The organism is Metabacillus litoralis (assembly GCF_003667825.1).
Classification (GTDB): Bacteria; Bacillota; Bacilli; order Bacillales; family Bacillaceae; genus Metabacillus; species Metabacillus litoralis_B.
In genome coordinates, this window is the sequence record NZ_CP033043.1 from 1,800,911 (window position 1) to 1,825,685 (window position 24,775).

Sequence of the window (24,775 nt, forward strand, 5' to 3'; positions counted from 1 at the left end):
CTCACAGTTTTATTCATATTATTTAAATCCATAACTTTATATGACTAATATAAATTCATTTCGGTCGCATCAACTTTAAAATTTCCAGAATTAAATACAAAGCGCAATTCTTGTTTCATCAAGAATTGCGCTTTCTATTGCTTAAGATCACAAAATTCACTATTAGCTCTAGTGTTGTTATATAGTATATATTCATTTGGTTATTTTGAAGTAGAGCAGAGTGGACCTTCTTCAGGTTGCTTTTTCTTTGCTAAAATAAGGTACATTCCAAGAATAAAAGTAATTATTAAAATGATACAAATTAGCCAATACATCGAAGGATAGTTATATGTAACTGTTGAAACTCCCGTAATATCATTTGTTATTTTCTCTTCAATAGGACGAAAATAATAAAGAGTATCTATAAATAGGTATGTAAAAATAGCTGAAAAACTTATAAATATTCCTAATGCCTGTTTCATCATTTCCTCCTCTTAAAACCACTTTTATACAAGTTCAACCTAAAAAGGAAAAGTTCATCTTTATAATAAAAAAAACGACTATCCTTATTCAAGAACAGTGTCCTATAATTGAATAATTAATTACTTTCAACTGATACTGACTCATCATCTGTAAATCCTTCTTTGAATATTTCTATTATATCTTCTCCCCAAAATACAAACAAAGCTAAAGTTAAAATACAAACCAAAATAATACTCCCAAAGATTATTGAAGGAATGAAGCCTTTATTCTTCATAGTTTCTCCCCCTTGTTTAAGTTAACTGCCCGTTAACTTAATATTAAATATTTTAATATTATTCAATTTGACCAAAAGAGATCTTCCATTATATGGCCTAAACATGAAATGAGTGCAATCTTCTATAATTGCGCTGCTGAAGAGTGTAATTAACTAACACACTCGTCTAACCTATTAAAAAACATCTAATTTCAGAAAATTTTGTTCTCTGTCCCATTAAGTATTCTCTTTAGATTTTGTCGATGAAGGATGATTATTGACACGCTTATTAGTAGAGAAAGTGCTATGATAACTTTATCTTCAAATATAAGACTGTAAATAAATAATGCTATGGAGGCCACCATTGAACTTAGTGATACATACTTAGAAAATAACAAAGTTAACACAAACACAATAAAACCAATACAAACACCTATAGGCGTTAAATATAAAAAAACTCCAGTTGCTGTCGCAACGGCTTTTCCACCCTTAAAACTAGCAAAGACGGAAAATATGTGTCCTAATATTGCTAACAAACCACATAAAATAGGGTTAACCGTAGAATTAAGTATTAGTGGAAGAAAACAAGCAAGTGTACCTTTTAATATATCAGCAATTGCAACAACTACCCCAGTTTTTATACCTAAAACTCTATAAGCATTAGTAGCACCAAGATTCCCACTACCATAATTACGAATATCTTTCTTAAAAAACATCTTACCTACTAATAAGGCAAATGAAATCGAGCCTATTAAATAACTTAAAATTAAGGTAAAAATGTTCAAAGTAGGTATCGTCTCCTCACTTAGTTTATCATTTTTAAGTACCTCTATTTTTTGTATATTTTTATCTTAAACTCTTCGTTATTGAAGCATCACTCTTTCTATTGCAGAAGATTGTTAGTATAAATAAAAGAAAGATTATGTTAGATACTCTTTTTCTAATATCTAGTCATACTTTCTTCAAGAGTGCATCTTCAACGTGTTCTGGTATAAAAGTAGATAACCTACCACCGTTGAAATAAACTTCTTTCACCATACTAGAACTGAGAAAGGAATACTTTTCTTCAGAGTGTATGAAGAAAGTTTCTGCTTCTCTGTAAAGGTTTTTATTAGTTAAGGCCATCTGAGCTTCGTACCCATAATCAGTAACAGTTCTTAACCCCTTGATGATCGCTTTATATTCATGTTCTTTCATATAATCAACAAGCAAACCTTCAAACGTAACAACTTTAACTTTTGGATTACCTTTAAATGACATCTTTAATAACCAACTACATTCTTCCAATGAAAATAAATATTTCTTTTTAGAATTCACCATAACAGCGATTAAAATTTCATCAAAGAAATCACTTGCTCTATTTACTATTTCGATTTGCTCATTTGTCACTGGATCAAAACTTCCTGGATATATTGCTTTCATATAACTCACCTAATATATAATTGAATATTATTCTCTGATAAAGCTAAGAGTTCTAACTATTCTCTAAAAGCTTAATTTCACTATCTAGTCTTTTTAAATACTTTTCTATTACTTCATCACGATTCCTACCATCATTTTTCAATTTTATTGGTGAACCTATCATTATCGTTGATTTCCCACCTCGTAGTAAATCCTTAAAGGTAGTTGGCCCATTATATGCCGCTGGAACTAAAAGTGCATTACCCTTTAAAGCAATTGTTACTGCTCCTCTTTTTAATGGCATTTCATTAGTTCTTGTGCCACTTGGAAAAATACCAACACATTTTTCTTCCTTTAATAACTTCAATGGAATTTTTAAAGTACTAGGACCTGGATTTTCCCTGTTAACTGGGAAAGCATGAATTGATCGTAACAATTGACCAATTATTTTTGATTCAAACAGTTCTTTCTTAGCCATAAAATGAACTGGAATTGGATAAAGAGCTAGGGCAAGCATGATTACATCCACCCACCCTTTATGTGAACATGTAACAACAAATCCAGTGTGACTTGGTAAATTTTCTTTTCCCTTTACTTTTAGTAATTTTAGCATTCTTGTTAATACATATAGGATTGTACTAATTAACTTATACATTTTGCCTCCTAAAACTTATAAACCTATATAGTCCATTTAATTAATAACCCTGCGTGTGCTAGTCCCCCACCAAAACCATATAGTAATACCAGATCTCCCATTTTTAATCTGTTCTCTAAAACTGCTTTGTCTAGAGATAGGGGAATTGTTGCGGAAGAGGTATTTCCATAGTCAACTAAACTATATAACGTTTTTTCTAGTGGTAAACCACTTCTTTCACAGATAGATTCAATCATTCTTAAATTAGCACTATGAGGAACAAACCAATCTACCTCATTTAAAGGGATAGCAGCCTTGCTCAAAACATTTTCTACTCCTTTGGGTACAGTTGTTACAGCCCATTTATAAACTTCACGACCATTTTGTACAATTTTACTCGTACTCGTTATTTCTTGTTCAAACATATGATTTGATAAGTTTGAACAGAATAAATGTTTACCGCCTTCTCCTTCCGATCCCAAATGTGCAGAAATGAAACTTGGGTGATCTGCATCATATTCTACAAGAACTGCTCCAGCTCCATCACCAAATAAAATACAGGTCGTTCGATCTTTATAATCTGTTATTTTAGACAGGGTTTCTGCACCTACCACTAGTATTTTTTTATGTAAATCAGATGTGATTAAACCATTTGCAACATGCAATCCATATGTAAACCCTGCACAAGCAGCATTTAAATCAATTGCTCCACAATTCTTTAAACCTAATTTTGCCTGGATCATTGAAGCCACACTAGGTGTCTTGAAATCTGGTGTCAATGTACAAGAAATAATCAGGTCGACATCCTCAATAGATATTGGATAGCGTTCAATTAAGTTTTGGATTGCTTTAAAACTCATATCACTTGTATATTCTTTCTCTCCTGCAATTCTTCTTTCTTTAATACCAGTACGCTGGATAATCCATTCATCAGATGTTTCAACTAGTTTTTCGAGTTCATCATTCGTTAGTTTCTTCTCTGGTACATAAGAGCCTATTGCTGTTATACGCGCTTTTGATTTAAGCATATCGGTTACCACCTTTTTTATTATCTACAACTAGTATCAGGTACTAATTTTTAATTAAAAATAATACAATCAAACCGAAACTGGAATGATTGTTTTTCATATAAGAAATTATAACTTAACTTTCCTTATTATTCCATATTTTCATCATTTAAAAGTACTTTTTATTCAAACGCGCTTTGATTGTTGAAGATTGTTATTGAATTAACGCACCCGTTACTTACCAGAATATCAAATTAACTCACAATTACTCCTGTTTCTCTAACCATTGTTTTACTTTTTTATCCATCTCTTTTTGTAACCCCCCTATATTCCCACTTTCTTGTTTAGCCAATTTTAAGTATTTTTTTAGGAAACATTTTTTCTAGAGAGGACTGATATAAACTACCGTCTTGTGGTTCAATGTATTCAATAACAGAATAATTTTCTTCTTTTTTACTTAATTGAATTACGGCAGGTAATGAATGACCAGATTGTTCTTCTATTCCAGTAGATTTATTAAAACCAGCATAAAAAGACCACATATAGACGCTTATACCCCATCCGACTCGTTCGTGCCATATACTTTGTGGACTTCAAATTGCTTTTCTGTATCAGAAAACGAGCTTGAGTTTTTTTGGATAATGTAATCGGAAATGACCTTATCCATTTCTTCGGTAATATGTTTATCCCCATCTTGTAAGTTAAGTTCATTCTCGATACAACCAGCTAAGAATAATACTCCAAATAATAAAGATAAAATACTTGATTTGAATGTATTCCTCAAAATTTCCATTCCTCCCGATATAAAATGTTTTTTATTATGTGTAAAGTATAAATGTCTTCTTGTGCTAACCTGCCCCTTTAGTCGAATAAGAAAAGGATTGCCGCAGCAACCCCTGGTATTCAACTTAGGCAACTTTAAGTGAAAAAAAGAAACTTATTTTCCAAGGCATTATTAAATATTCTTTAAATCCTTTTTTAAGTAATAATGCTTAAATTCTCTACCCACATTATCTATACTTCCGAACACTTGATAACCATTCTTTTTATAGAAATCTAATGCTTGAAAACTCAAAGTATCTACTTTTATGAAATCACATTCTTTTTCCAAAGCGATTTTTTCAAGCTCTGATAATAATTTAGTTCCATACCCTGATTTTCTTATGTCCTCATCTAACATAAAGGTATGAATCTCCAACCAATTCCAACATAACTCACTAAGGATGCCACCACGAACAGTGCCGTTATCATCCTTAAGAAATAAACAGATTTCTTCATATCTACCTCCCAAATCTTTTGGAAAGTGCTTTAAATTAAACCTGTAAAGTTCATCGTCAATATGTTGTTTATCCTTGTTATTTAATTCTTTACTAATATGAAGTGTCATTGGACATTTCTCCTATTGTATCGTTTTATATAATAATTCTGGAAATAAATGTTTAATACCTTCTTTTCTCACTAAACATTTCCGATAGTTTAAGTGAATTTATTCACAATCTTAAAGTTGTTGTTCCACAATCTGGTCCTAACATGAAAAAAGCGCTTATCTTGTGTTCAAGATAAGCGCATTGTTTGTTGAAGATCATTAATATGTAGAGTATTTATTTCTACATATATCAAGGTGAATTTTTTTCCTATAATTAAGGAATTCTTCAAGTTTTCTCCAAAAGACATAACATATAATACCTATGAATCCACCTAAAGTATTTAAGATAACATCATCAATATCAGCACTTCTCCCAATTCCTAAATTTAGTATCAATAATAATGTATTCTGTATAAATTGTATAAATTCAATTCCAGTTGTACAAAGAAAGGAATAATAAATCACCTTTTTATAACTACTTGTCCACTTGAAATAAAGCATAACAAATGCAAATGGTGCAAGCATTATAATATTACCAATAATTTGAAAAAGAGATGATGGATTGTACCGTAATACATCGATTATTCCTTTGATAGGAATTAAATTTACAGAATAAAATATATAACCTATATTTTCTAATGAATATTTTATATCTTCAATAAAGAATAAATTACCTACAGTATTATGGTACAAAACGCAAAAATATAATGAGAAACACAATCCAACAAACCAATCAAATATATTTTTTAATTTGGTTGGTTTTAAAAGCAACATCAAAACTACAACGGCAACAATCATATTAACTGCAACTTGTAAAATGATCGGTAAGTATAAATTTATATCACTGAAATAAAACAATAAACTATCTCCAAAAAATAATAATGGAATTATTAATAATATATATTTCTTTATAATTTTCACCCCAACAAGTAAATTCCTTATTTTTTAATTTTGTAATTTTATATTTATAATAGATAAATTCCATATGTTATTCAATCAATTTTTCTATATTAAGCATTTGTTCTAACTTCAATATCGAAATCACCAATAGCTATATTAATAAGGTACTTCAAAATGAAGCACCCCCTTCCATAGCACCTTAATTTCCAAATAAAAACTCTAATGCCAAACACCTCCCCAAAGAAGTGTTTGGCATATTTTTTAGCTTGTTATTTTAACAAATGACTTCTTATTCTTTAGTAAAAATTGAATTGAATAATTGTCATTAACAATTTTCTCTTTCGTTTCTGGTAAAGCTAAATATTCTTGTGTGGCCAATTTAATTTCTTGAATTATTTCTTTAGAAGGCTGTTTTTCCAAATCGGTCTTAATAGAAACATAAGTATGTCCATCCTTAACCTTATAAGATAATCCTGTCAGTTGATAAGTGGATTTTCCTGCCATTGCATCATATATATCTGATGCTATATATGCCCAACGATCATCTTGTTGACGATGTGAAAAGTTAAAAGTATTCACTTCAATATCCTCTATATCTAAATTTTTTGATTCTATCTTTTTTTCTATTTCTGTAACAATTTCAGTCGACTCTTGGATATGGTCTGGCATATCAATTGTGACAATGTTAGAAGCCTTCGAAGTTTTAAGACCTGCTAACTCATAATCTGCTTCTTTGACATAGCCATATAATATGAATACCTCCTTCACAATTTCCCTTACCTTTTCATAAACAATACTTGATTCATCTCCTTGACCTTCTTGTAGTGCTTCTGCTTCAGCTGCTTCTGAAACCTTTAATTCATATTTGTCATACCCATTTTCATATAAATAACTTTTCACCTTGGGTTCTAGATCTTCTGCTGCTTGTTTCAATGTAGAATCCTTCAAGAAGAGGGAAATTTCGATTGTATATGGTGATGGCGTAATCCCAACTGAATTAACAATGTAACCCTCCTTTTCGACTAATTCAAAGAGTTGTGATGTTAAATCTGGATTTTCCTGACCATTTGAATAATTAGGCAAAATAGAAATAGGTAAAATTTTGCTTGCCATGCTTGCCATTTTTGATGAATACAAAGGGGAAGTGATGATTAATAATATACAGGTCACTGCAGTTACCCATCCGTAATATTTTTTATTTCGTTTTTTAGTTTTATGTGAATTATACATTATCTTACTTTTAAGTTGTTCTTTGGCTTTGTCAGTTAACTTTAGTTCTTCTTCTAAGTCCTTAAATTGTTTATCTAAGAATTGCATGAGAAAATCCCCCTTTAATCAATTCGTTTTTCAGTTTAACTAAAGCTCTTTTTAAATTCATTTTCACTTTACTTTCTGACCAATTTAAGACGAGGGCTGTTTCTGCTGTTGAAAATTCTTTTAACTTCCGCAAAATGATGACTTGTCTATAAGACGGTTTTAATTGTTGTATGGCCCTATATAATTGTTCTGTTTGAAAATTCATTGCTACGATTTGCTCAGGTGTTGGTTCGCCATCTTTCTCTTCCAATGTTAAGCCTAAATAATGTTGTAACGGATGCTTCTTCCGAAAATAGTCCATTGTCACATTATGTGCAATTGAAAACAACCATGTTTTAACAGATGATTTCTTTTCATATTGCTTTTGATGTTTATAAGCTTTTATAAAAGTTTCCTGTGTCAAATCTTCAGCTTGTTGATAGTCTCGTACCATTAAAAGTATGTAAGTTAGAATCGATTCACCATATTTATTGAACCATTCAGTTAATTCTACTTGTTCCAAAACTGATCCCCCTTTATTCTGTATCTATCACTTAGACGCAAATAAAAAATCATTAGTCACGTTTTAAACAATAAAATTAAAGAAATAAAAAAACAGCAATCCTAGGTTGGATCAATGCCCTATGCCTAATATCAAAAACATGTAAGTGGAAATACTGGAAATACATTTAATTGTAAATATCTACACCTAAGATTAAAGTAAAGGTAATAATATCTTCTTAATCTTAACACTTTCCTGTTTTTTGAATATTCAATAATCTGACCTTGAACTTAAATAAGCACCTTCCTTGTTCCAGAAAGGCGCTTTTATTGCTGAAGATGTCCTAATAAAAGCCTTATAAAGAAAATCATCTAAATTCAAGACATACTTCACATTCCCTGTCTTATCTATTACTTCTAAATGGTCTTTGTGTAATGCGTCAAGATAAACTCCATAACCCTTTTTTAGATATTGGTTATCAGTTTTCTTTTCTACCTTATAAATTGATTGTCCATCGTACTTTACTTTAGATTTAGATAAGGAGTTACTTACTGATTTTCCAAATTCCATATCAAAAAACTCATTCATATTTGAAATGGGTTTTACAATAAGCTTAGAAGCACCTTTACTTACTTGTTTTTTTATAATGTTGTTTATTAACTTTTTAATGATATTCTTCGGACTTACTACAGTTTCTAGTATTGCTAAAGGGGTTCCTTCAAAAAAGGTATCTAATCCTTTTGCAACACCTTGTGTATCCGTGGTATCTTATTTACTTTCTCAAAAACATTCCCATATACTCTGATAATTAAACTATTTCCGTATACATAATAGTCACCAGAGTTTTCTCCTTTTGCGTCATCAATTACCTCTACAAATTCTACGGGTTCCTCTTGAATTGCTTCAAATTCTTCTTTTGTAAGAGGAATTTTTGTGAGTTCAACAGTTTCATAGTTTTCTCTATCTTCCACGGCAGGTCTAGAACCAAACCTAATATACGTTAACAATGTATAATTTAATCGCTCATCTAGTCTCAGCTCTAATCCAGTTACTGGTTCAAATCCGTATCTGGCACGAAGTAAATCATGATAACCAGAGAACTCAGCCAAATTAAACTCATCATGATTCCCATTAGCTTCGTATCGCTTCTATTGTTTTTTTCTCTATTCATTTGTGCGTCTTCCATGTTTGCCTGAATATCTGAGGTGGAAAATACTTGTAAGGAAAGTATATCATTTATTTTTTTGAAGATGCTATTTAGTTCACTTCTATATTGATTGACCATATCGATCACTTGTCTTTCACCTACACATTTTATTTGTACTACGCATTAATGATGACTTTTTTCACCTTTCTAACTAAGTGCGAATTTTTTAAAACATTATAATTGGAATAAATGCATCACCCAAAATACTACAGGAGGAATCATGATTGATGGTAGAAGATTTAAGGTATTACATTTCTTTATCCCTAAAATGCTTAAACCTGATGCTATTATCAATATCCCTCCTATAATCGACACTTCGTTTAAAAGATCTTGATTTATATAATTTCCCATTAAATTAGAAATTAGATAAATAGAACCTTGCCAAAAAAATAAAACAATTGCTGAAACAGCAATACCAATGCCAAATGTGGATGCTAAAACAATTGAAGTAATTCCATCTAACATCCCATTAGCAAGCAAATAAGTATAGTCTCCATTTAACGCTGCCTCTACAGGACCTAAAATAGATAGAGTTCCAACACAAAATAAAAGAATCGCAGTCGCCAACCCTTCAGCTAAATTACCCTTTGAGTACTTATTAACAAAGGTATTAAATTTTGATTCTAAATCCAACCTTTGACCAAGTAACCCTCCTACAGCTAAACTGACAATAAATAGTACAGGATATTTGCTGGAAGGTAAATGTTGTACTAATGCATTAATACCCAAACCTAACGCCACTAACCCCATAGCCTGCATTAAAATGTTATGATATTCATCTTTTATCCCTTTTTTGAAAATACTACCCACAATGCTACCGACTAGTATCATCATTGTATTGAATATTGTTCCAAACATAATCATTTCTCCTTTTAACTATTAATCCTATCTAAAAATATAGACCCTCCAGTAAGGGGAGGGTCAACACTTTATCGGTACTTGTATTTCTGTCAGATAATCTTCTTTTCTACGAGATATATAATGGTCAATTATTGTCCTTTCAATCGAATCACCACTCACTTCAAAACCGTTATCTCGAATGAAATTTAGTAAGGATCTATAATGTTCTGGGGAATCATTATGATTACCGTTATAATAAATGCAGACATATTTCCCTTCCGAAAGTGTTGCCACTAAAGGACCCTGAATATCATCTTCTTCGGCTAAAATAAATATCGAGTTATACTCATTAAACTTGTTGTTTACAAGATTATTAATACTTACAGTAAGACCCACTCCCCCAATGAATATAGAAGAGCTCTTATTTGATTGACTCTCTAATCGTCGCAAGGAAACTTCAAGCTCTGGTTCTGAACTTATTTTTTCCATTAACCTTACTATTCTTCTCTCTTCCTTCATCTTTATAAATGGAATTCCTAGTTCCTTTGATTCTCGTGCCAGTTTAATGTCATTGATTCGATTTTGAAACCTTTGTTTAACCCCTTTTAGTTCTTTAATTTTATCTTCTGTTAAACGTTTCTGCTCCTCTAATAGAGATAAAAAACTATCGATATCCCTGTAATCCAGATGTCCCTTGATTTCCTTTAAAGAAAAGCCCAATTCCTTTAAATAGTGAATGGTGTTTAAGTGTTCAAATTGTTCTGTTGAATAATATCTATAACCGTTATTTCCATCCGTATGTATAGGTTTCAATAAATCAATTTCATCATAATATCGAAGTGCTTTTATCGTGGTATTATGGAGTTTAGCCATTTCCCCAATTGAAAATCTATTCTGCAATTTTATCTTCCTTTTCAATAGCTTTTTATTAACACAATCATACACGATTGCGTGATGTTAAACTGTCGTGTTTCTATACTAAAAGTGCATTTCAAAAATTCCCTTAAAATAAAAATTCCTAGCTTCGCAGTATAGGTCTATACCACAACAAAAAGACGCCGTATATTTATATTAAACAAAGGCGCTTTTGTTACTTGAAGAGTGTTTATATTAGGGTTACTATTAATAAAGCCAAAAAAATGCCACTATCGCATCCATCTTTGGAGTAGTTCTTACTGTTGGCATCCATTTGAAACTACCTATAAAACTAACTAATCTTGCAATGACAAAAACTACTACAAAATAAACCTAGCATATTATCACCTGAAATCGTATGTATTTAAGAAAAGCACCCTTTCGTGAAATAAACAAGAGTATCTCTAAAACTAGTCAACTTCCTATTTTCATTAACCATTCACGTAATTTGGCTTTTTGATAGTACACCTTATTGTTAATTAGAATATGCGGAATACTTGGGTGTTCGGCAATCAAATGTTTTGCATCTTCCTTGGAAATACCGACAAAATGATGAACATCACTCTCATTGATTAGTTCGTGATCATCATTTTCATCTAAAGATTCTAAAATATTTTTTGAGTTTGGATTTTTAAAATTTTTTAATCCATCCCCAATTAAATAACCTGCTATGACAATTCCTAATCCTAACCAAATCATCCGAACTCCTCCTTATTTGCTAATTGTGAAAGAGCATATCTGTTCCTTCCTCATACGGACCCTATATATTTTTACGAAATAGAAAATATATAGGGACCGTGTGAAGAAATCTGCACCGTTACTTTAAGTACATATTTTCACAAATCACTTACATTTTAACATAAATACCCAATTGAGTAGACAGGTATTGTTCGTCAATCTGGCCTGATTGCTGAACATGAAAAAAGGTATAATGACTCTAAAAGAGCACCATTATACCTTTAAATATTTTTCAATTTATTAAAAAGCCCCTAAATTTATCGGACTTTCACATTCGTGACCAATTTATTTTCTTTTGCGATTTCTCCTAGATAATACGCACTATTCTTTGGGAGTCTTTCTTGTGTGTGACGATTGACTTCAATTAATCCAAATTGCATGCCATAGCCTGATTGCCACTCGAAATTGTCAAAGGTTGACCAATGGAGATAACCGATCACGTCAATGCCTTTCTCCAGACAGCCATGCAAGCTATTTAGTGCTCTTTCTAAAAATTCTTCACGCTTTTTATCATCAGCAGTAGCAACTCCATTTTCTGTGATCATGATTGGAATATTAATAGATTTTGCTACTTCTTCCACAACTTTCCCTAAAGCTTCAGGATGGTATTCATATCCCATTTGCGTTGTTTCAGTGTTTTCATCTGGTTGTATTTGTCCGTTTGGTCCATAGATTTCACGAGTATAATTTTGTAGACCGAAAAAATCGTCTTCATTCATCATGTCTAAAAATTGGCGGAAATAATTCCCCCACTTCTCTTCTGCTATTAATTCTCCACCTGGAGTTGAATCAATAAAAGGGAGTGCCATCGAGAATCCAACTTTAACATTTGGCTGAACTTTTTTAATAACGGCCCGAGATTGTTTATGTGCTTCTTTCATGAGATTGATCGATTCTTCATCTGAAATCATGTGAAACGTAAAATATTGACTAGGATCTGCACCGCATAACGTTGCAGCAGACTGTCTCCACTTTGGTGCAACCCATGAATCTCTATCAATTCCAACAGGAGGAACAAATCCTATTTTTGAGAAAATCTCCTTTAGCATGACGGGTAAATTCACTTCATTCATCGTTAACACATAAGGAATTAAATGTCCTATTTCTTTCATCACCACTTCACAGTAGTTAGAAAAAAGCTCAGGAACTAAAGGGCTATTCCATCCTCCTAATCTCATTAACCATTGCGGTGAAGAAAAATGATGAAGAGCTACAATTGGAGTTAATCCATGTGCATGGCAAGTTTCTAAAACATTTCGATAATGTTCGATTGCAGACTGTGAATATTGCCCTCTTGCTGGCTCAATTCGCGCCCACTCAATTGAAAAACGATAAGCTTTCAATCCTAAACTAGCCATTAATTCAATATCCTTTTTATATAATCTGTAATGATCAATCGTATCGCCTGATTTATCTTTATAAGGAGAGCCCTCTGCATGCTCTTCCGCCCAAAAATCACTATTAACGTTATTTCCCTCTACTTGATATGCTGCCGTTGCTGATCCCCATATAAAATTATGTGGAAAACGATGCTCCATAAATTTCACCTCATTCTCTATTTGATTCCTATCTTATCAATTTATTACACAACTCTTAATGTTAGAAAAAAAGATATTCATTGCTCATTTCAAAGATTCATAATAACTTTTGTGAGAAAGTTATTTTAAGCTTCAAATCCTTTCTTGACTTAGGTAATAAGTAGTGATAAAAATGTCTTAAGCTAAGGCTTGGATAATTGTCGAGGGGAGACAATGATAGAAATGGAATTAACTGAATTTTTAATGGATAGGCAATTTACTAAAAGAAGAGAAGAAATTGAAGAACTCATACCTGCAAAGACCATTTTAATAGATGGTAAAGAGGTTTATCTATATAATTACACAATCGATGCGATGAAAAATACATTTATTGAGGATAGCATTGTTATTACGCAACAACCTTTTTCTTCTGAGATCCCTGTTCATGTTCATGAATTCATCGAACTTACCTATGTTTTCAAAGGCAAATGCAATACTGTGATTAATAATAAAATTATTCCTCTAACAGAAGGAACTCTTGTTATGATTGACAAAAATACACCTCATACTGTGGAAGCTACTAGTAAAGATGATATCGTTTTAAGCATTACATTAAAAAAAGACTATTTATCTCCTAGTTTTTTAAGTAGACTTTCCTCGAGCAGTATTATCTCTATATTTCTTGTTGATTTATTAATGGAAAGTCGAGAGTCAAACCGCTATTTATTATTTAACAGTGGAAAAAAAGAAAAAATTATTGAAGTAGTCAATAATATTGTGTGGGAATACTTTCATAAAAGGATTTATTCTGATGAAATTATTAACTCGTATCTAGTGATTTTGTTCTCAGAACTGATTCGCGAGGATGAAATTAGTCAACGTCATACTCACATACCGAATTCAAATAATTATACTTTGATTGACTTTTTGCAGTATATTGAGGAGAATTATCAAGATTGCACATTAACTTCAATGGCAAAGCATTTTAATTTCCATCCAAACTATTTATCTAACTTATTAAAAAAAGGAACTGGAAAATCATTCAAAGACCTCCTGCAGCTTCAAAAAATAAGCAAAGCAGGCTTGATGCTCGTAAACTCCAATTTACCAATCCCTGAAATCGCTGATGAAGTAGGCTACTCAAGCGTAACTTTTTTCTACAAAAAATTTAAACAAATTTTCGACATGACTCCAAGTGACTACCGAAAACAACACAGCTGGGACAAAGGGTCAGGTTAATTGTCCCAGCTTTTGTTTGTAAGTCTATGCATTGTTCATTTTGTGATTGTATATATAATATAAAAATTCCCCACTTATATAGTGTAGGGAATTTTTTTGATTCATTTATTGTATCACTTTATTTTAAATAATCTGATAATGTATTTTTAATAATAGGTAAGGTTGCATGACTGCCACCTCTCTCTTTTACATCCTCAAGGACTACTGCAAGAGAGATTTTAGCAGTTTCTAAATCTGTTGCAATAAACCAGCCGTTTTCCGTTCCATTTTCATCAACTTGAGATGCTTTAATTTCGGCGGTTCCTGTTTTTCCAGCTAAAGTAATTCCTGATATTTTTGCATCATTAGCTGTTCCCCCCTCTTCATTGATAACAGCCGTAAAGGCACGCTGCAAAGTAGAGAGATGGGCAGAAGCTATAGCTGATTCTTTCCAAATTTTTATGTTTTGATTTTCTTCTTGAAGTAATGATGGTGCCATAATATTTCCATCGTTGGATAATGCACTATAAGCAAGGGCCATATTTAATGTTGTAACCAATACTTCTCCCTGTCCGTATCCCGAATCAGCTAGAAGGATGTCGCTTTTAATGCTTTCACTATTTGAAACTTGACTATCTCCCAATGGATAACCCATTTCTAATGGCTCTCCAATACCAAATTTTTTAGCACCTGAAATCAATGTATCGCTCCCTAAATCTAGAGCACTCATAGCAAAATAAATATTATCTGAATATTTTACTGCATCTTTTAAGTTCACAGAGGATTGAGTATTTACTCTTGTTATACTATAGTTCCCCCAGGAAGAATCTTTTTGCCAGGAACGGCCGTTGATCGAAATTTGCTTCTCCGGATCAATTGTTCCCCTCTCGAGTCCCGCCGTAGCAGTCACTAATTTAAAAACAGATCCTGGTGAATAGAGTTTACTAAATCGATTCACTTCATCAGCGAAATCACTTTCTTCTCGACTTTGTTGTTCTTCATTTGTTACATATGTTGTATAACGATTTGAGTTATACGAAGGCGAGCTGACTAAAGCAAGGACTTCTCCGGTTTTTGGATGAACAGCTGCTGCTGACCCTTTCTCTTCATTCATTTCATCATAGATGATACTTTGTAAATTCGAGTCGATTGTTAATGTAATATTCTCCCCATGCTGTGGTTCTTTACTTGCAATTGTTTCTACCTTTTCTTGATCTCTTACTATATAAATCTCTACTCCATCAAATCCTCTTAATGTATCTTCGTATACTTGCTCAAGACCAGCTTTTCCAATAAGCGAAGTTGTACTATATCCTTTTTCTTTGTTCTTTTCCAGTTCCTCGGCGGTAATACTTCCAACGTATCCAAGTAGACGTCCGAAAGCTTTGTGATTGATATAGGTCCTTGACGTTTTATTGTTTATAAAAATACCATCAGCACCTCTATCTTGTAATGTATTCAAAATTTCATTATCTGGCATCATATCTACTATTGGAACAAAATATTTTGGATTTTTATTTTGCTCTAATTTTTTAACGATTCTTTCTTCATTTATGTCTAAAATTGTTGCAAGCTCCTTTATTTTCCCTTCTCGATTGCTTTTATCAAAAACCTCTGGATTGATGCCAACTGTTTTGATTTCTCCATCTTTCGCAATTGGGTGTCCATTCCGATCAAGAATACTGCCTCTTGAGGCTTTAATCGTACGTACCTTAACCTTATCTCCTGGTTTCATTGTGGGAAAAATCAAGCTTTCATTCCATGTAATCTTCCATTCCTTTTCTTCTTTTACTAAAGGTAACTGATAAGACGATGAACTCACCTCTCCCGCAACCGTGTTCATGTTAATAGAAAACGGAATGACGTTTTCCTCATGCTCTTTCTCTATTCTACTCACGCTTATATCTTCAGCTTCGATACCTGAGTATATATTCGTATATTTTTCAACAAATTCTTCCTTTGTTATTGTTCTTTTCGATTCGGTTGATAATAAACCGTATAACTGATCATATTTTTGATTTGATAATAGATTTGAAAACTGATCAAACGTTTCTTGTTGTTTATCGCTGTTGGAACATCCAGATATAATCAATAAACAAACAGTTATTATCATAAACAACTGAATTAGTAGATTATTCTTGTTCATTACATGTCCTCCTAAAAAATAGCAATACGATTATTACTATTACATTCGTAAGTTTTTAATGCATGATTTATGTAAGATTTAGTAAATTAGACAATAATTATTCTCACCACTCCTTTCATTAATTATTACAAATGTAAGTTTTAAGAGTAGATCATCTACTTTTTTCTTTTACTAATAGTATTCGCTTTAATACTTAATCTACCTTTAAATCAAAATATGCTTTTAAAATTTTTTGTCCAATGTATTTATTAATCGGATCAGAATCACTATCTAAAAATGGAATAGCAATTGAGAATGCAACTTCCGGATTGTGAAAAGGAGCATAACCGATTAGTGTTAAATTATAAGTTCCGTATGTTTTTTTCGAGCTTGGATCTTGATAAAAAGATTGTGCTGTACCTGTTTTTCCTGCTGCTTGAAATTCCTTGTATCTATGATCTCCTCCAAAATATTTATAAGCAGTTCCACCTGGGCTTTGGTAAACTTGTCTAAATCCTTCTTGTACTTGATGTAAATATTTATCTTCCATTGTGACTTTATCTAACACTTCTGGTTGAAAAGCTTGAAACACTGGTCCTATCTCATTATATGTTGAAGGAGTATGAATGGTTTTCACTAATTGAGGCTTCAATCTGTAGCCTCCATTTGCAATAGTTGAAATATACTGTGCTAATTGCATCGTTGTATAGTTATCATACTGGCCGATTGAAAGGTCAAGGAATAAACCAGGTTTTCTATACGCTTCTTTCCCTATTAACCCATCTGATTCATTTGGGAGATCAATTCCGGTTTTCACACCTAAACCGAACTGACTAAAATACTTTCTAAACTTTTGTAGTGCCTCAGGTTTTTTAGGTAGTGACATCCCTGATTGGTATTCCTTTCCCATCATTCCAATGACCGTTTTAAACATATATACGTTTGATGACTTTTTTAATGCTCCTTCAATTCCATTTGTACCTAATGATGTTGAATGTGATCCTTTCAATGGTGTCCCTATTAAATTTAATTTTTCATCACTAAAAATTGTATCAGGTTTAATAGCACCTGATTCTAAACCGGCTAATATGGTTGCACCTTTTACTACTGAACCCATTTCAAACTGAGAATTAATTGTTCCCAATGCATAATCCCGAAACATATTTTTCCCGTTTTCGCGAACAAGTTGTTTACCAGCCATAGATAGTACTTCCCCTGTGTTAGGGTTCATCATGACGACAAATGCACGATCTAAAAATCTGTTTCTTCCCTTTGCTCTGATAAGTTCATCTTGAATCACTTGTTCTACTACCTTTTGTAGCTCAAAATCAATAGCTAGGACGAGATCTTTCCCTCGCTGTCCTTCTGAGATTTTCTCTGTTTCTAAAAGTTTTCCATTTTGATCTGTTATATGCTTTATCTTTGTTTTTTGACCTTGTAGAATTTCTTCATAAAATAATTCGAGCTGACTTTTTCCAACACGATCATTTCTATTATATTCTCTAGATAAATAGTATTCTAAGTTAGAGCTCGGTAATCCTTCTGATGATGAAGTCACATTGCCTAAAACTGAACGAAAAATATGTTCGTATGGATAAAGGCGGTCCCAATCAGTTGAAAGATCAACATTTGGCAAATCGGTTAAATGCTCGCCTATGATAGCAAACTCTTCTTCCGTCACATATCTTTTAATCACTTGTGGAGTTAGAGCATAGCCACGATTCATGTTTGTAAATATCGCCGCAACTTTAAGCTCTTCCTTCGAAATTCCTTTTAAATCATGAGAGTTAATTCGTTCAATTTGTCGATTATACCGATCTTTATCAGATAACTTTTCATCTAGTAATTCTTCTTTTTTAATCTTTTTTTTTGCCTGATCGGGTCTAGTAACAATCCAATAATCCTTTAAATCTCTTTCTTTACTATTCTCTACATCAATATCAATCATTTGTGAAAGAACCTTAGCTGTTTCAACCATTTCTTGTAAAGTTGTTCCCTTCATCCTTGTATACGTAATTGCTTTTACAGCTATATTATCTACAATCACCTTTTCATTCCTGTCATAGATTTTCCCTCGAGGAACCGGAGTATTGACGACCATATCTACTGTTCTATTTACTTCTTTTTTATATTCCTCACCATAAACAATTTGAACATAACCAAGTCTTATAATTAGAGCCACAAAAAATAAAAATACGATAAAAAAGAGTATGTTAACCCTTATAAGTCTATTTTTTTGTATCCTACGTTGTTCAATTTTAACTGTCAAAACATGATCTCCTTTCTTTTAAATTTGAATGAATAAGCTAAATATTACACATGTAATATTTAGTGTCAATCCTTTATTTTGCTTCATTGACTTCGTCGTACAGGCAGAATATAATATAAAATATTACAACTGTAAGTTTAAAGGTGGTTTATATGAAAAAAATTCCGCAAATTTCTGAAGCTGAATTAGAAGTAATGAAAATAATATGGAAACACCCTGCCATTAATACGAATGAAGTTATCGAAAAATTATCGAAAACTAGTGATTGGAGCCCTAAGACAATCCAAACAATGTTGTTAAGATTAATAAAAAAAGGTGCACTCATAAACCATAAAGAAGGTCGTATTTTCGTTTATACAGCAAATGTCGAGGAAAGTGATTATATAGAAGTTGAAAGTCATAGTTTTTTAAATCGCTTTTATAATGGTACTTTAAATTCAATGGTATTAAATTTTTTAGAAAAAGATAAGTTGTCTGAGCATGAAATTAATGAATTGTATCAAATATTAGAAGATCGTAAAAACAAAAGGAAACATTAATATGGACAATTCTTTCTTCACTCTCTTTTTAATAAGTAACATCATATTATCTGTCATTTTTTGCTTGATTATCGCTATAAAAAAGGGATTAAAGAAGCAAATAACGGTAAATACACAATATCATATAAGTATGATTTCTCTTTTGGTATTAGTTGCTCCTTTTATCCCCACTCATTATCTAGGGATTAACGATTTAATAAACTTTGGAGCTAGTTCTTCAATATTAACAAACACCCAATCTGCAGCTAACATGACAGAAACCATTTTTCAGAGTGGAAATTGGCAACAGGATTTTTCTACATCAATTGAACAATCTCCTTACCGAATTCTAGACTCTATCTTATTTTGTGTGTGGCTGGCAGGAATGATTATTATGCTTCTGGCTACACTTATTAGTAATCTTAGAATCTATAAGCTCAAAAAAAGTCTAAAATTAGTTGACCACGGTGAGTTATCAACCCTTCTTACAACATGTAAAGAAGAAATAGGCTTTCACAAAAAAGTCGTATTAGGATATTCGTCTTTGGTAAAGTCCCCTATTACCTTTGGTCTTTTGAAACCAGTCATTGTATTACCTAAAGATCATCCAATCCTTAGTTATGACGATATGAGATGTGTTTTGCTTCATGAATTGGTTCATTGTAAACGTAAAGATATCCTAATTAATTATTCCCTGGGTCTGTCCAGAATCGTTTATTGGTTTAATCCTCTCGTTTGGTATTTTTTAAAGGAAATGAAAACAGAGATGGAGATTACTTGTGATTATACTGTTTTAAAAAAGCTAGATGAGGAATCTCAACTTAAATACGGAGAGGTTATTTTAAAATTTGCTTCTCAAGCAAAACAATCATTACCATTAATTGCTGCTTCTGAAATTAGTAGCTCGTATACACAAGTAAAAAAGCGGATTGTGACAATTGTAAATTTTCAAATAGAATCAAAACATCAGAAAATCAAGAGTTCACTAATTCTTATTTCTGTTCTTGTTATCATTTTAAGCAGTATTCCCTCTATTTCTGTATTAGCCTTTAACAATGATAAACATTCTTTTTCAGAACAAAATGTCGTATACAAGGATTATGAGACTATTTTCCATAATCTTACAGGAAGTGCAGTACTTTACGATACAAAGATCGATCAGTACATGATCTATGATGAAGATGAAAGTACTACTAGGTATGCCCCCAATTCAACTTATAAAATATTTAGTGCATTGTTTGCATTAGAAAACGAGATTATTACAAAAGAACATTCTAAAATGACCTGGGACGGTACACTACACAAATATGAAAAATGGAATCAAGATCAAGATTTATTTTCAGCTATGAAAAATTCGACTACATGGTATTTTCAACAACTAGATCAACAGCTTGGTAAAAAGAAATTGCAAACATACTACGAACAAGTTGGCTATGGAAGCAAACATATATCAAGTGACATATCTAATTATTGGATGGACGGTTCTTTGAAAATCTCCCCTGTTGAACAAATTGATATGTTGAAAAAATTATATTTTAATGAATTCTCCTTTGACCACTCTAACATACAAACTGTCAAAGACTCTTTACTTCTAGAAGATTCAAATGAACTTCGATTATCAGGGAAAACGGGAACTGCAGATTTGAACGGAGAAAATGTGAATGGTTGGTTTATAGGATATGTAGAGTCAGCAGATAATACATTTTTCTTTGCCGTCCATATAAAAGGTGAAAAAGACGCAGGAGGAAGCGATGCAGCGAAGATCGCCCTTTCTATTTTGGAGAAGGAAGGAATCTATAGATCTTTTATTCAAAAATAAATCTGACTTTTTACAAATAGAACCTAGAGCTTATCCTCAGATTAAAATCTGGGGTTTTTTATTTATAAAGTAGTTTTTTTAGAAGATATATTAGTGTATTTCTTATTTATGATTGAAAGCTTTAAACATTCGAACTTACTTGCAATTTATCGAGGGTACTAGTAATAAATGGTTATTACAAGTACCCTCATCAATTGACAGCGTTGTCATTACCCGATTATACTTATATAAAGCTTAATAACAGTGATGATACAACGGAGACACACTAGATATTGACAGAGCAATTATGTAGTGTGTTTTCTGTTTTGTTTTCGTAGAAAAATCTACTATTATACAAAAAACTAGGAGGCTCATTATGGCATTTGAAGAACTAAGTTTCCAATCGTTTAACGGAAAAGATCATATTAAGGCATGGATTTACACCCCTATTCGCAAGCCAAGAGGAATTGTTCAGCTTGTCCATGGTTTTGGTGAGCATTCGCGACGATACTTGCACATGATTTTGAAATTAAATGAAGCTGGATTCATCGTAGCAGCAGATGATCATGTGGCTCACGGAAAAACAGCCTTTGATTCAGGTAACTGGAGTGATTGGGGAGATAAAGGGTATATGACAATGGCAGAAGACGAACATACACTTCGTACTATTGTCCAGGAGAAGTATCCTGATTTACCTTTTTTCATGTTTGGACATAGTATGGGGTCTATGATTGCTAGAGGTTATGCCGCTACTTATGGAGAAGGAATGGCCGGACTTCTTTTATGTGGAACTTCTGGTGTTTTTCCAAAAGCAGCTGAAATGGTCCCCCTGTTGAAGAAGCTTATAGATGAAGGAAAAGGTGAAGAAATTAACCCTGATTTGTTAGGAGAATTTTTAGGTTGGATGACAGAGCGAATTGAAAATCCTTCTACACCAAATGATTGGATTGCCGGTGATCCTGACGTGGTTGACGACCACGCGAATGACCCATTCAATAACTTTACATCACCGCCAAATATCCGTTCATTGTATTATTTCGGTATGATGATGGAAACTATTGTTGGGACACAGTGGGCAAAAAAAGTCCCCGTCTCCATTCCCGTTTACAATATTGCCGGAGATCAAGATCCGGTTGGCCTCTATGGTGAGGGTGTTTATGCCGTATCTAATTGGTTGGGAGAAACTGGTCATAGAGTCCAAACGAAGGTTTATTCTGGCTATAGACATGAAATCCATAATTACAGGGATATTAGGGATGAAGTTGAGGATGGAATCATAGATTTTATGAATGCTGTTTTAGGAGAATAATATTTTTACTACTTACTTTAGTACGTGAGGACAGAATCGTTGTCTTAGAGAAACGGGACAGTGTACCTGTCCCTCTACCCTCTTATCCCCTCTGAATTCATTAAAACAATTCTCCATCCATCTGGATCTTCAATGGTAACTCCTTTATCCCTCCAATAAGGATTTTCTGGTTCAACTTCATCGTATCCAAGTGAAGATAATCGATTTTTCACAACTTGTATTTCATCTTCTTCAGTTTGGTAAAATACTAGCAGATTATCCTTTGTAGGCGCGGGACATGGACTACCTTCCATATGCCTAGTAAACTCTAAATGATAGTCTACATCAGGTAATCCAAACATTACTCCATCATACCCATCATGATTTTCAAATGAGCCTACTCTTTTTAAACCTAAACCTACTTCATAAAAGGTGATCACTTCCTCGAATTTATCCGTTGGTCTTGCTATTCGAAATTGGACGAATTTTTTCATTTTACTCTCTCCTTTTAAATTCTTATATCCTAATAATAAAGCTAATGAATAAATATCATTACAATCATTTGCCTGAAATTCTCCTACTACTTTAGTTGTAAACATTTTTTATTAGATATAAGACGTTACACTCTCTTCTGAGTACTGGTACCATTTACCTGAACAGGGACAAAGTACCTGTCCCCCTGTCCCAGTTCGAGTGACTTTTGTCACATCTTCATTCTGGGCCTACAAGCTATAATCAGTTTATCATTCTAATGATTTATATTTTTTACATCAGAGGAGATTTACAAATGAAAAAGTCATTTCTATCCATTTTATTTTTCATCATGATATTTTTAACACCTAGCTTTGTAGGAGCACATGTGAAGTGGTTTACGAAGTTAGAGCCTGAGAAAATTTCAATCGAACAGATCTTATCACCTTTATTCATAGGTGTTGCATTACTTAGTGCAGTTATTTTAGCATTACTACCACAAATAATGGATAAATTGCTAGTCATTCCTTTTGCTAAGAAATTAGACACAATGTTATCTGATTGGCGAAGATACTCAAGGTATATTTTAAAATACGGTACGGCCCTATGTTTAACGATCCAAGTAATTAGTGGGACGATGTTTGCACCAGAATTTCATATCGAACATACATGGCAAATGATCTTCATGTGGATGACGATTGGAGCTTTAGTGATTCCTTCTCATTACGCGACAAAGCTTGGAGCGACAATGATGTTTGTTTTATTTTCTTATATTTGGATCAATACAGGTTGGTTTCATATGCTAGATTATGGATTTTATATTGCAATTATTGGGGTACTTTTAATTGGACATACAAAATTTGAAAACTGGGGATTTCCTTTTTTATATTTAGGAACTGGTTTAAGCCTATGCTGGGTGGCGGTAGAAAAATGGGTTTATCCTACAATGACTTTGGATATTATTCATCACCATGGAGTGCCTACATTTGACTTTGATCCTGTTTCATTCACAGTGTTGGCAGCATTTATCGAATTTTTAATAGGATATTTGTTAGTCATTGGGATTTTAAATCGTTTATTAGGTTTGGTTGTGACAATTGTTTTTGTTCTCACAACCATGCTATTTGGAGTTACCGAAGTAATTGGACATGCAATGATTCACGTGATTCTTGTTATCTTTATTATTGAAGGCGTATCCTTCTATCAACCTCCAATTAAAATTCATAAAACAAGATGGGATCAAATGATTTTTGTTTTTTTAAATTTCATTTTTGTTTTATCAACTTTCTTGTTAATTTACTATCGATTTGCATAAGGTGGGACGAGGGGACAGGTTCATTGTCCCAGGTTAAGCACCGGGACAATGAACCTGTCCCGGTGTCCCTTTATTTTTTACGAACATTGTCATTTGGTGAGTCACCAGTGCCATTTTTAGCATTGCTGTTAGGAGTGCCAAAGATTTGATTATCTGCTGTTACTTTTGCTCCCTCTTGGAACTTTTCTTTTGTTTTCATACTTTTTCACCTCCTCCTTCTGCTCCTCTTACTCTTACTTTTTCTATTAAATATTGTACTCCATATAACAAATACGCTTTGTAGTGAATATATAGAAAGAACTTAGGATAGCTTAATCGATTCAAGCGGAAGATTTTTATTTTGTGAAGAAATGGAATAAAGAGATAAGCGAATAATCCGTTAAAAATAGCATTTACTAAAACAAACTTTTTAAAGTTTCCATATGTATACTTAAGGATCCACATTGAAGCTGGTATGTATGGACCAACATCAAAAGGAAGCTCATCTCTTACAAATTTTTTTGGCTTATCATAAAAGGTCCAGTACTTTTTTCTACGTCCATTGATATGACTAACAATCTCATACATACCTATTAATGCACTCGAAAAAGAATATCTCTTCAAACTTTGCTTACCTATAAATAGTACAGATAACCATGGGATGACAATGATCGATAAATTGAATAGTTTGTGTTTCTTTGAAGTCATGCCTATCACCAACCTTACATTTTTCAATATTATTTAGCATATCCAAAT

The 24,775-nt window shown here is 32.6% G+C and carries 28 protein-coding genes; 5 read left to right on the forward strand and 23 right to left on the reverse strand.

Annotation, left to right across the window (positions count from 1 at the left end):
* Positions 1 to 200: 200 nt before the first annotated feature.
* From D9842_RS08715 to D9842_RS08795, 18 genes are all read right to left on the reverse strand, one after another.
* Entirely contained in the window at positions 201 to 461 is a 261-nt protein-coding gene (locus D9842_RS08715; RefSeq protein ID WP_121662193.1) for a hypothetical protein, read from the reverse strand.
* A 116-nt stretch (positions 462 to 577) separates the two neighbouring features.
* On the reverse strand, positions 578 to 736 hold the full coding sequence (locus D9842_RS25810; protein ID WP_162987371.1) for a hypothetical protein: 159 nt from the start codon (positions 734 to 736) through the stop codon (positions 578 to 580).
* Positions 737 to 927: 191 nt separating this feature from the next.
* Positions 928 to 1,500 carry a glycerol-3-phosphate 1-O-acyltransferase PlsY gene (gene plsY / locus D9842_RS08720; protein WP_121662194.1) on the reverse strand — a complete coding sequence of 191 codons (573 nt, stop codon included), beginning with the start codon at positions 1,498 to 1,500 and terminating at the stop codon, positions 928 to 930.
* 166 nt (positions 1,501 to 1,666) lie between these two features.
* Positions 1,667 to 2,137 (reverse strand): pantetheine-phosphate adenylyltransferase, encoded by a 471-nt coding sequence (coaD, locus tag D9842_RS08725; protein ID WP_121662195.1) that lies wholly within the window; start codon positions 2,135 to 2,137, stop codon positions 1,667 to 1,669.
* 52 nt (positions 2,138 to 2,189) lie between these two features.
* Entirely contained in the window at positions 2,190 to 2,771 is a 582-nt protein-coding gene (locus D9842_RS08730; protein WP_121662196.1) for a lysophospholipid acyltransferase family protein, read from the reverse strand.
* Positions 2,772 to 2,794: 23 nt separating this feature from the next.
* Positions 2,795 to 3,778, reverse strand: coding sequence for a ketoacyl-ACP synthase III (locus D9842_RS08735; protein WP_121662197.1), 984 nt, complete (start codon positions 3,776 to 3,778; stop codon positions 2,795 to 2,797).
* Positions 3,779 to 4,101: 323 nt separating this feature from the next.
* Positions 4,102 to 4,299, reverse strand: coding sequence for a hypothetical protein (locus tag D9842_RS08740; RefSeq protein WP_121662198.1), 198 nt, complete (start codon positions 4,297 to 4,299; stop codon positions 4,102 to 4,104).
* Positions 4,300 to 4,307: 8 nt separating this feature from the next.
* Entirely contained in the window at positions 4,308 to 4,541 is a 234-nt protein-coding gene (locus tag D9842_RS08745) for a hypothetical protein (RefSeq protein WP_121662199.1), read from the reverse strand.
* A gap of 171 nt (positions 4,542 to 4,712) precedes the next feature.
* On the reverse strand, positions 4,713 to 5,144 hold the full coding sequence (locus D9842_RS08750) for a GNAT family N-acetyltransferase (RefSeq protein ID WP_121662200.1): 432 nt from the start codon (positions 5,142 to 5,144) through the stop codon (positions 4,713 to 4,715).
* A gap of 198 nt (positions 5,145 to 5,342) precedes the next feature.
* A complete protein-coding gene (locus D9842_RS08755; protein ID WP_121662201.1) occupies positions 5,343 to 5,981 on the reverse strand; it encodes a VanZ family protein in 639 nt (212 codons plus the stop codon).
* A gap of 303 nt (positions 5,982 to 6,284) precedes the next feature.
* Positions 6,285 to 7,340 carry a hypothetical protein gene (locus D9842_RS08760; RefSeq protein ID WP_121662202.1) on the reverse strand — a complete coding sequence of 352 codons (1,056 nt, stop codon included), beginning with the start codon at positions 7,338 to 7,340 and terminating at the stop codon, positions 6,285 to 6,287.
* Positions 7,324 to 7,842 carry an RNA polymerase sigma factor gene (locus D9842_RS08765; protein WP_121662203.1) on the reverse strand — a complete coding sequence of 173 codons (519 nt, stop codon included), beginning with the start codon at positions 7,840 to 7,842 and terminating at the stop codon, positions 7,324 to 7,326. Before D9842_RS08765 ends, D9842_RS08760 begins: the two co-directional genes overlap by 17 nt.
* A 249-nt stretch (positions 7,843 to 8,091) precedes the next feature.
* Positions 8,092 to 8,391, reverse strand: coding sequence for a hypothetical protein (locus D9842_RS08770; RefSeq protein ID WP_257536021.1), 300 nt, complete (start codon positions 8,389 to 8,391; stop codon positions 8,092 to 8,094).
* Positions 8,392 to 8,552: 161 nt separating this feature from the next.
* Positions 8,553 to 8,930, reverse strand: a complete 378-nt coding sequence (locus D9842_RS08775) for a hypothetical protein (RefSeq protein WP_121662204.1) — start codon at positions 8,928 to 8,930, stop codon at positions 8,553 to 8,555.
* A 272-nt stretch (positions 8,931 to 9,202) separates the two neighbouring features.
* Positions 9,203 to 9,886: a DUF554 domain-containing protein gene (locus D9842_RS08780; RefSeq protein ID WP_121662205.1), complete on the reverse strand. Its 684-nt coding sequence runs from the start codon at positions 9,884 to 9,886 to the stop codon at positions 9,203 to 9,205.
* A 63-nt stretch (positions 9,887 to 9,949) separates the two neighbouring features.
* Entirely contained in the window at positions 9,950 to 10,768 is an 819-nt protein-coding gene (locus tag D9842_RS08785) for a MerR family transcriptional regulator (RefSeq protein WP_121662206.1), read from the reverse strand.
* 429 nt (positions 10,769 to 11,197) lie between these two features.
* On the reverse strand, positions 11,198 to 11,482 hold the full coding sequence (locus D9842_RS08790; protein WP_121662207.1) for a DNA-binding protein: 285 nt from the start codon (positions 11,480 to 11,482) through the stop codon (positions 11,198 to 11,200).
* Between the two features lie 296 nt (positions 11,483 to 11,778).
* Positions 11,779 to 13,059: a glycoside hydrolase family 1 protein gene (locus D9842_RS08795; RefSeq protein ID WP_121662208.1), complete on the reverse strand. Its 1,281-nt coding sequence runs from the start codon at positions 13,057 to 13,059 to the stop codon at positions 11,779 to 11,781.
* A gap of 213 nt (positions 13,060 to 13,272) precedes the next feature.
* Between D9842_RS08795 and D9842_RS08800 the strand changes: the two genes are divergently transcribed.
* The gene (locus tag D9842_RS08800; RefSeq protein WP_121662209.1) at positions 13,273 to 14,277 is read left to right on the forward strand and encodes an AraC family transcriptional regulator; all 1,005 of its coding nucleotides are present in this window, start codon (positions 13,273 to 13,275) and stop codon (positions 14,275 to 14,277) included.
* A gap of 118 nt (positions 14,278 to 14,395) precedes the next feature.
* Here the strand turns inward: D9842_RS08800 and D9842_RS08805 are convergent, their stop codons facing one another.
* Together D9842_RS08805 and D9842_RS08810 are read right to left on the reverse strand one after the other, a co-directional pair.
* Positions 14,396 to 16,402, reverse strand: coding sequence for a penicillin-binding transpeptidase domain-containing protein (locus tag D9842_RS08805; protein WP_121662210.1), 2,007 nt, complete (start codon positions 16,400 to 16,402; stop codon positions 14,396 to 14,398).
* 193 nt (positions 16,403 to 16,595) lie between these two features.
* Entirely contained in the window at positions 16,596 to 18,650 is a 2,055-nt protein-coding gene (locus tag D9842_RS08810; RefSeq protein WP_121662211.1) for a peptidoglycan D,D-transpeptidase FtsI family protein, read from the reverse strand.
* Positions 18,651 to 18,802: 152 nt separating this feature from the next.
* On the opposite strand from D9842_RS08810, the gene D9842_RS08815 reads away from it, so the two are divergent.
* The 3 genes from D9842_RS08815 (at position 18,803) to D9842_RS08825 (ending at position 22,275) form a co-directional block, all read left to right on the forward strand.
* Positions 18,803 to 19,189 (forward strand): BlaI/MecI/CopY family transcriptional regulator, encoded by a 387-nt coding sequence (locus D9842_RS08815; RefSeq protein WP_121662212.1) that lies wholly within the window; start codon positions 18,803 to 18,805, stop codon positions 19,187 to 19,189.
* A 1-nt stretch (position 19,190) separates the two neighbouring features.
* Positions 19,191 to 20,987: a BlaR1 family beta-lactam sensor/signal transducer gene (locus D9842_RS08820; protein WP_121662213.1), complete on the forward strand. Its 1,797-nt coding sequence runs from the start codon at positions 19,191 to 19,193 to the stop codon at positions 20,985 to 20,987.
* A 355-nt stretch (positions 20,988 to 21,342) separates the two neighbouring features.
* Positions 21,343 to 22,275, forward strand: a complete 933-nt coding sequence (locus D9842_RS08825; RefSeq protein WP_121662214.1) for an alpha/beta fold hydrolase — start codon at positions 21,343 to 21,345, stop codon at positions 22,273 to 22,275.
* Between the two features lie 74 nt (positions 22,276 to 22,349).
* Here the strand turns inward: D9842_RS08825 and D9842_RS08830 are convergent, their stop codons facing one another.
* Positions 22,350 to 22,748: a VOC family protein gene (locus tag D9842_RS08830; protein ID WP_121664999.1), complete on the reverse strand. Its 399-nt coding sequence runs from the start codon at positions 22,746 to 22,748 to the stop codon at positions 22,350 to 22,352.
* A gap of 293 nt (positions 22,749 to 23,041) precedes the next feature.
* Between D9842_RS08830 and D9842_RS08835 the strand changes: the two genes are divergently transcribed.
* On the forward strand, positions 23,042 to 24,040 hold the full coding sequence (locus D9842_RS08835) for a hypothetical protein (protein ID WP_180320422.1): 999 nt from the start codon (positions 23,042 to 23,044) through the stop codon (positions 24,038 to 24,040).
* A gap of 70 nt (positions 24,041 to 24,110) precedes the next feature.
* Here D9842_RS08835 and D9842_RS26310 read toward each other — a convergent pair whose 3' ends face one another.
* Both D9842_RS26310 and D9842_RS08840 read right to left on the reverse strand, forming a co-directional pair.
* Positions 24,111 to 24,239, reverse strand: coding sequence for a hypothetical protein (locus D9842_RS26310; RefSeq protein ID WP_257536022.1), 129 nt, complete (start codon positions 24,237 to 24,239; stop codon positions 24,111 to 24,113).
* On the reverse strand, positions 24,236 to 24,727 hold the full coding sequence (locus D9842_RS08840; protein ID WP_121662215.1) for a hypothetical protein: 492 nt from the start codon (positions 24,725 to 24,727) through the stop codon (positions 24,236 to 24,238). Before D9842_RS08840 ends, D9842_RS26310 begins: the two co-directional genes overlap by 4 nt.
* Between the last annotated feature and the right edge of the window lie 48 nt (positions 24,728 to 24,775).

Bases quoted from the DNA above. Each gene is read 5' to 3' on its own strand.
- D9842_RS08830 (WP_121664999.1), bottom strand. From the start codon at position 22,748: ATGAAAAAATTCGTCCAATTTCGAATAGCAAGACCAACGGATAAATTC.
- D9842_RS08760 (WP_121662202.1), bottom strand. From the start codon at position 7,340: ATGCAATTCTTAGATAAACAATTTAAGGACTTAGAAGAAGAACTAAAG.
- D9842_RS08840 (WP_121662215.1), bottom strand. From the start codon at position 24,727: ATGACTTCAAAGAAACACAAACTATTCAATTTATCGATCATTGTCATC.
- D9842_RS08825 (WP_121662214.1), top strand. From the start codon at position 21,343: ATGGCATTTGAAGAACTAAGTTTCCAATCGTTTAACGGAAAAGATCAT.
- D9842_RS26310 (WP_257536022.1), bottom strand. From the start codon at position 24,239: ATGAAAACAAAAGAAAAGTTCCAAGAGGGAGCAAAAGTAACAGCAGAT.
- D9842_RS08820 (WP_121662213.1), top strand. From the start codon at position 19,191: ATGGACAATTCTTTCTTCACTCTCTTTTTAATAAGTAACATCATATTA.
- D9842_RS08800 (WP_121662209.1), top strand. From the start codon at position 13,273: ATGATAGAAATGGAATTAACTGAATTTTTAATGGATAGGCAATTTACT.
- D9842_RS08740 (WP_121662198.1), bottom strand. From the start codon at position 4,299: ATGTGGTCTTTTTATGCTGGTTTTAATAAATCTACTGGAATAGAAGAA.
- D9842_RS08780 (WP_121662205.1), bottom strand. From the start codon at position 9,886: ATGTTTGGAACAATATTCAATACAATGATGATACTAGTCGGTAGCATT.
- D9842_RS08805 (WP_121662210.1), bottom strand. From the start codon at position 16,402: ATGAACAAGAATAATCTACTAATTCAGTTGTTTATGATAATAACTGTT.
- D9842_RS08770 (WP_257536021.1), bottom strand. From the start codon at position 8,391: ATGGAATTTGGAAAATCAGTAAGTAACTCCTTATCTAAATCTAAAGTA.
- D9842_RS08730 (WP_121662196.1), bottom strand. From the start codon at position 2,771: ATGTATAAGTTAATTAGTACAATCCTATATGTATTAACAAGAATGCTA.
- D9842_RS08815 (WP_121662212.1), top strand. From the start codon at position 18,803: ATGAAAAAAATTCCGCAAATTTCTGAAGCTGAATTAGAAGTAATGAAA.
- D9842_RS25810 (WP_162987371.1), bottom strand. From the start codon at position 736: ATGAAGAATAAAGGCTTCATTCCTTCAATAATCTTTGGGAGTATTATT.
- D9842_RS08795 (WP_121662208.1), bottom strand. From the start codon at position 13,059: ATGGAGCATCGTTTTCCACATAATTTTATATGGGGATCAGCAACGGCA.
- D9842_RS08790 (WP_121662207.1), bottom strand. From the start codon at position 11,482: ATGATTTGGTTAGGATTAGGAATTGTCATAGCAGGTTATTTAATTGGG.
- D9842_RS08835 (WP_180320422.1), top strand. From the start codon at position 23,042: ATGAAAAAGTCATTTCTATCCATTTTATTTTTCATCATGATATTTTTA.
- D9842_RS08735 (WP_121662197.1), bottom strand. From the start codon at position 3,778: ATGCTTAAATCAAAAGCGCGTATAACAGCAATAGGCTCTTATGTACCA.
- D9842_RS08715 (WP_121662193.1), bottom strand. From the start codon at position 461: ATGAAACAGGCATTAGGAATATTTATAAGTTTTTCAGCTATTTTTACA.
- coaD (WP_121662195.1), bottom strand. From the start codon at position 2,137: ATGAAAGCAATATATCCAGGAAGTTTTGATCCAGTGACAAATGAGCAA.
- D9842_RS08750 (WP_121662200.1), bottom strand. From the start codon at position 5,144: ATGACACTTCATATTAGTAAAGAATTAAATAACAAGGATAAACAACAT.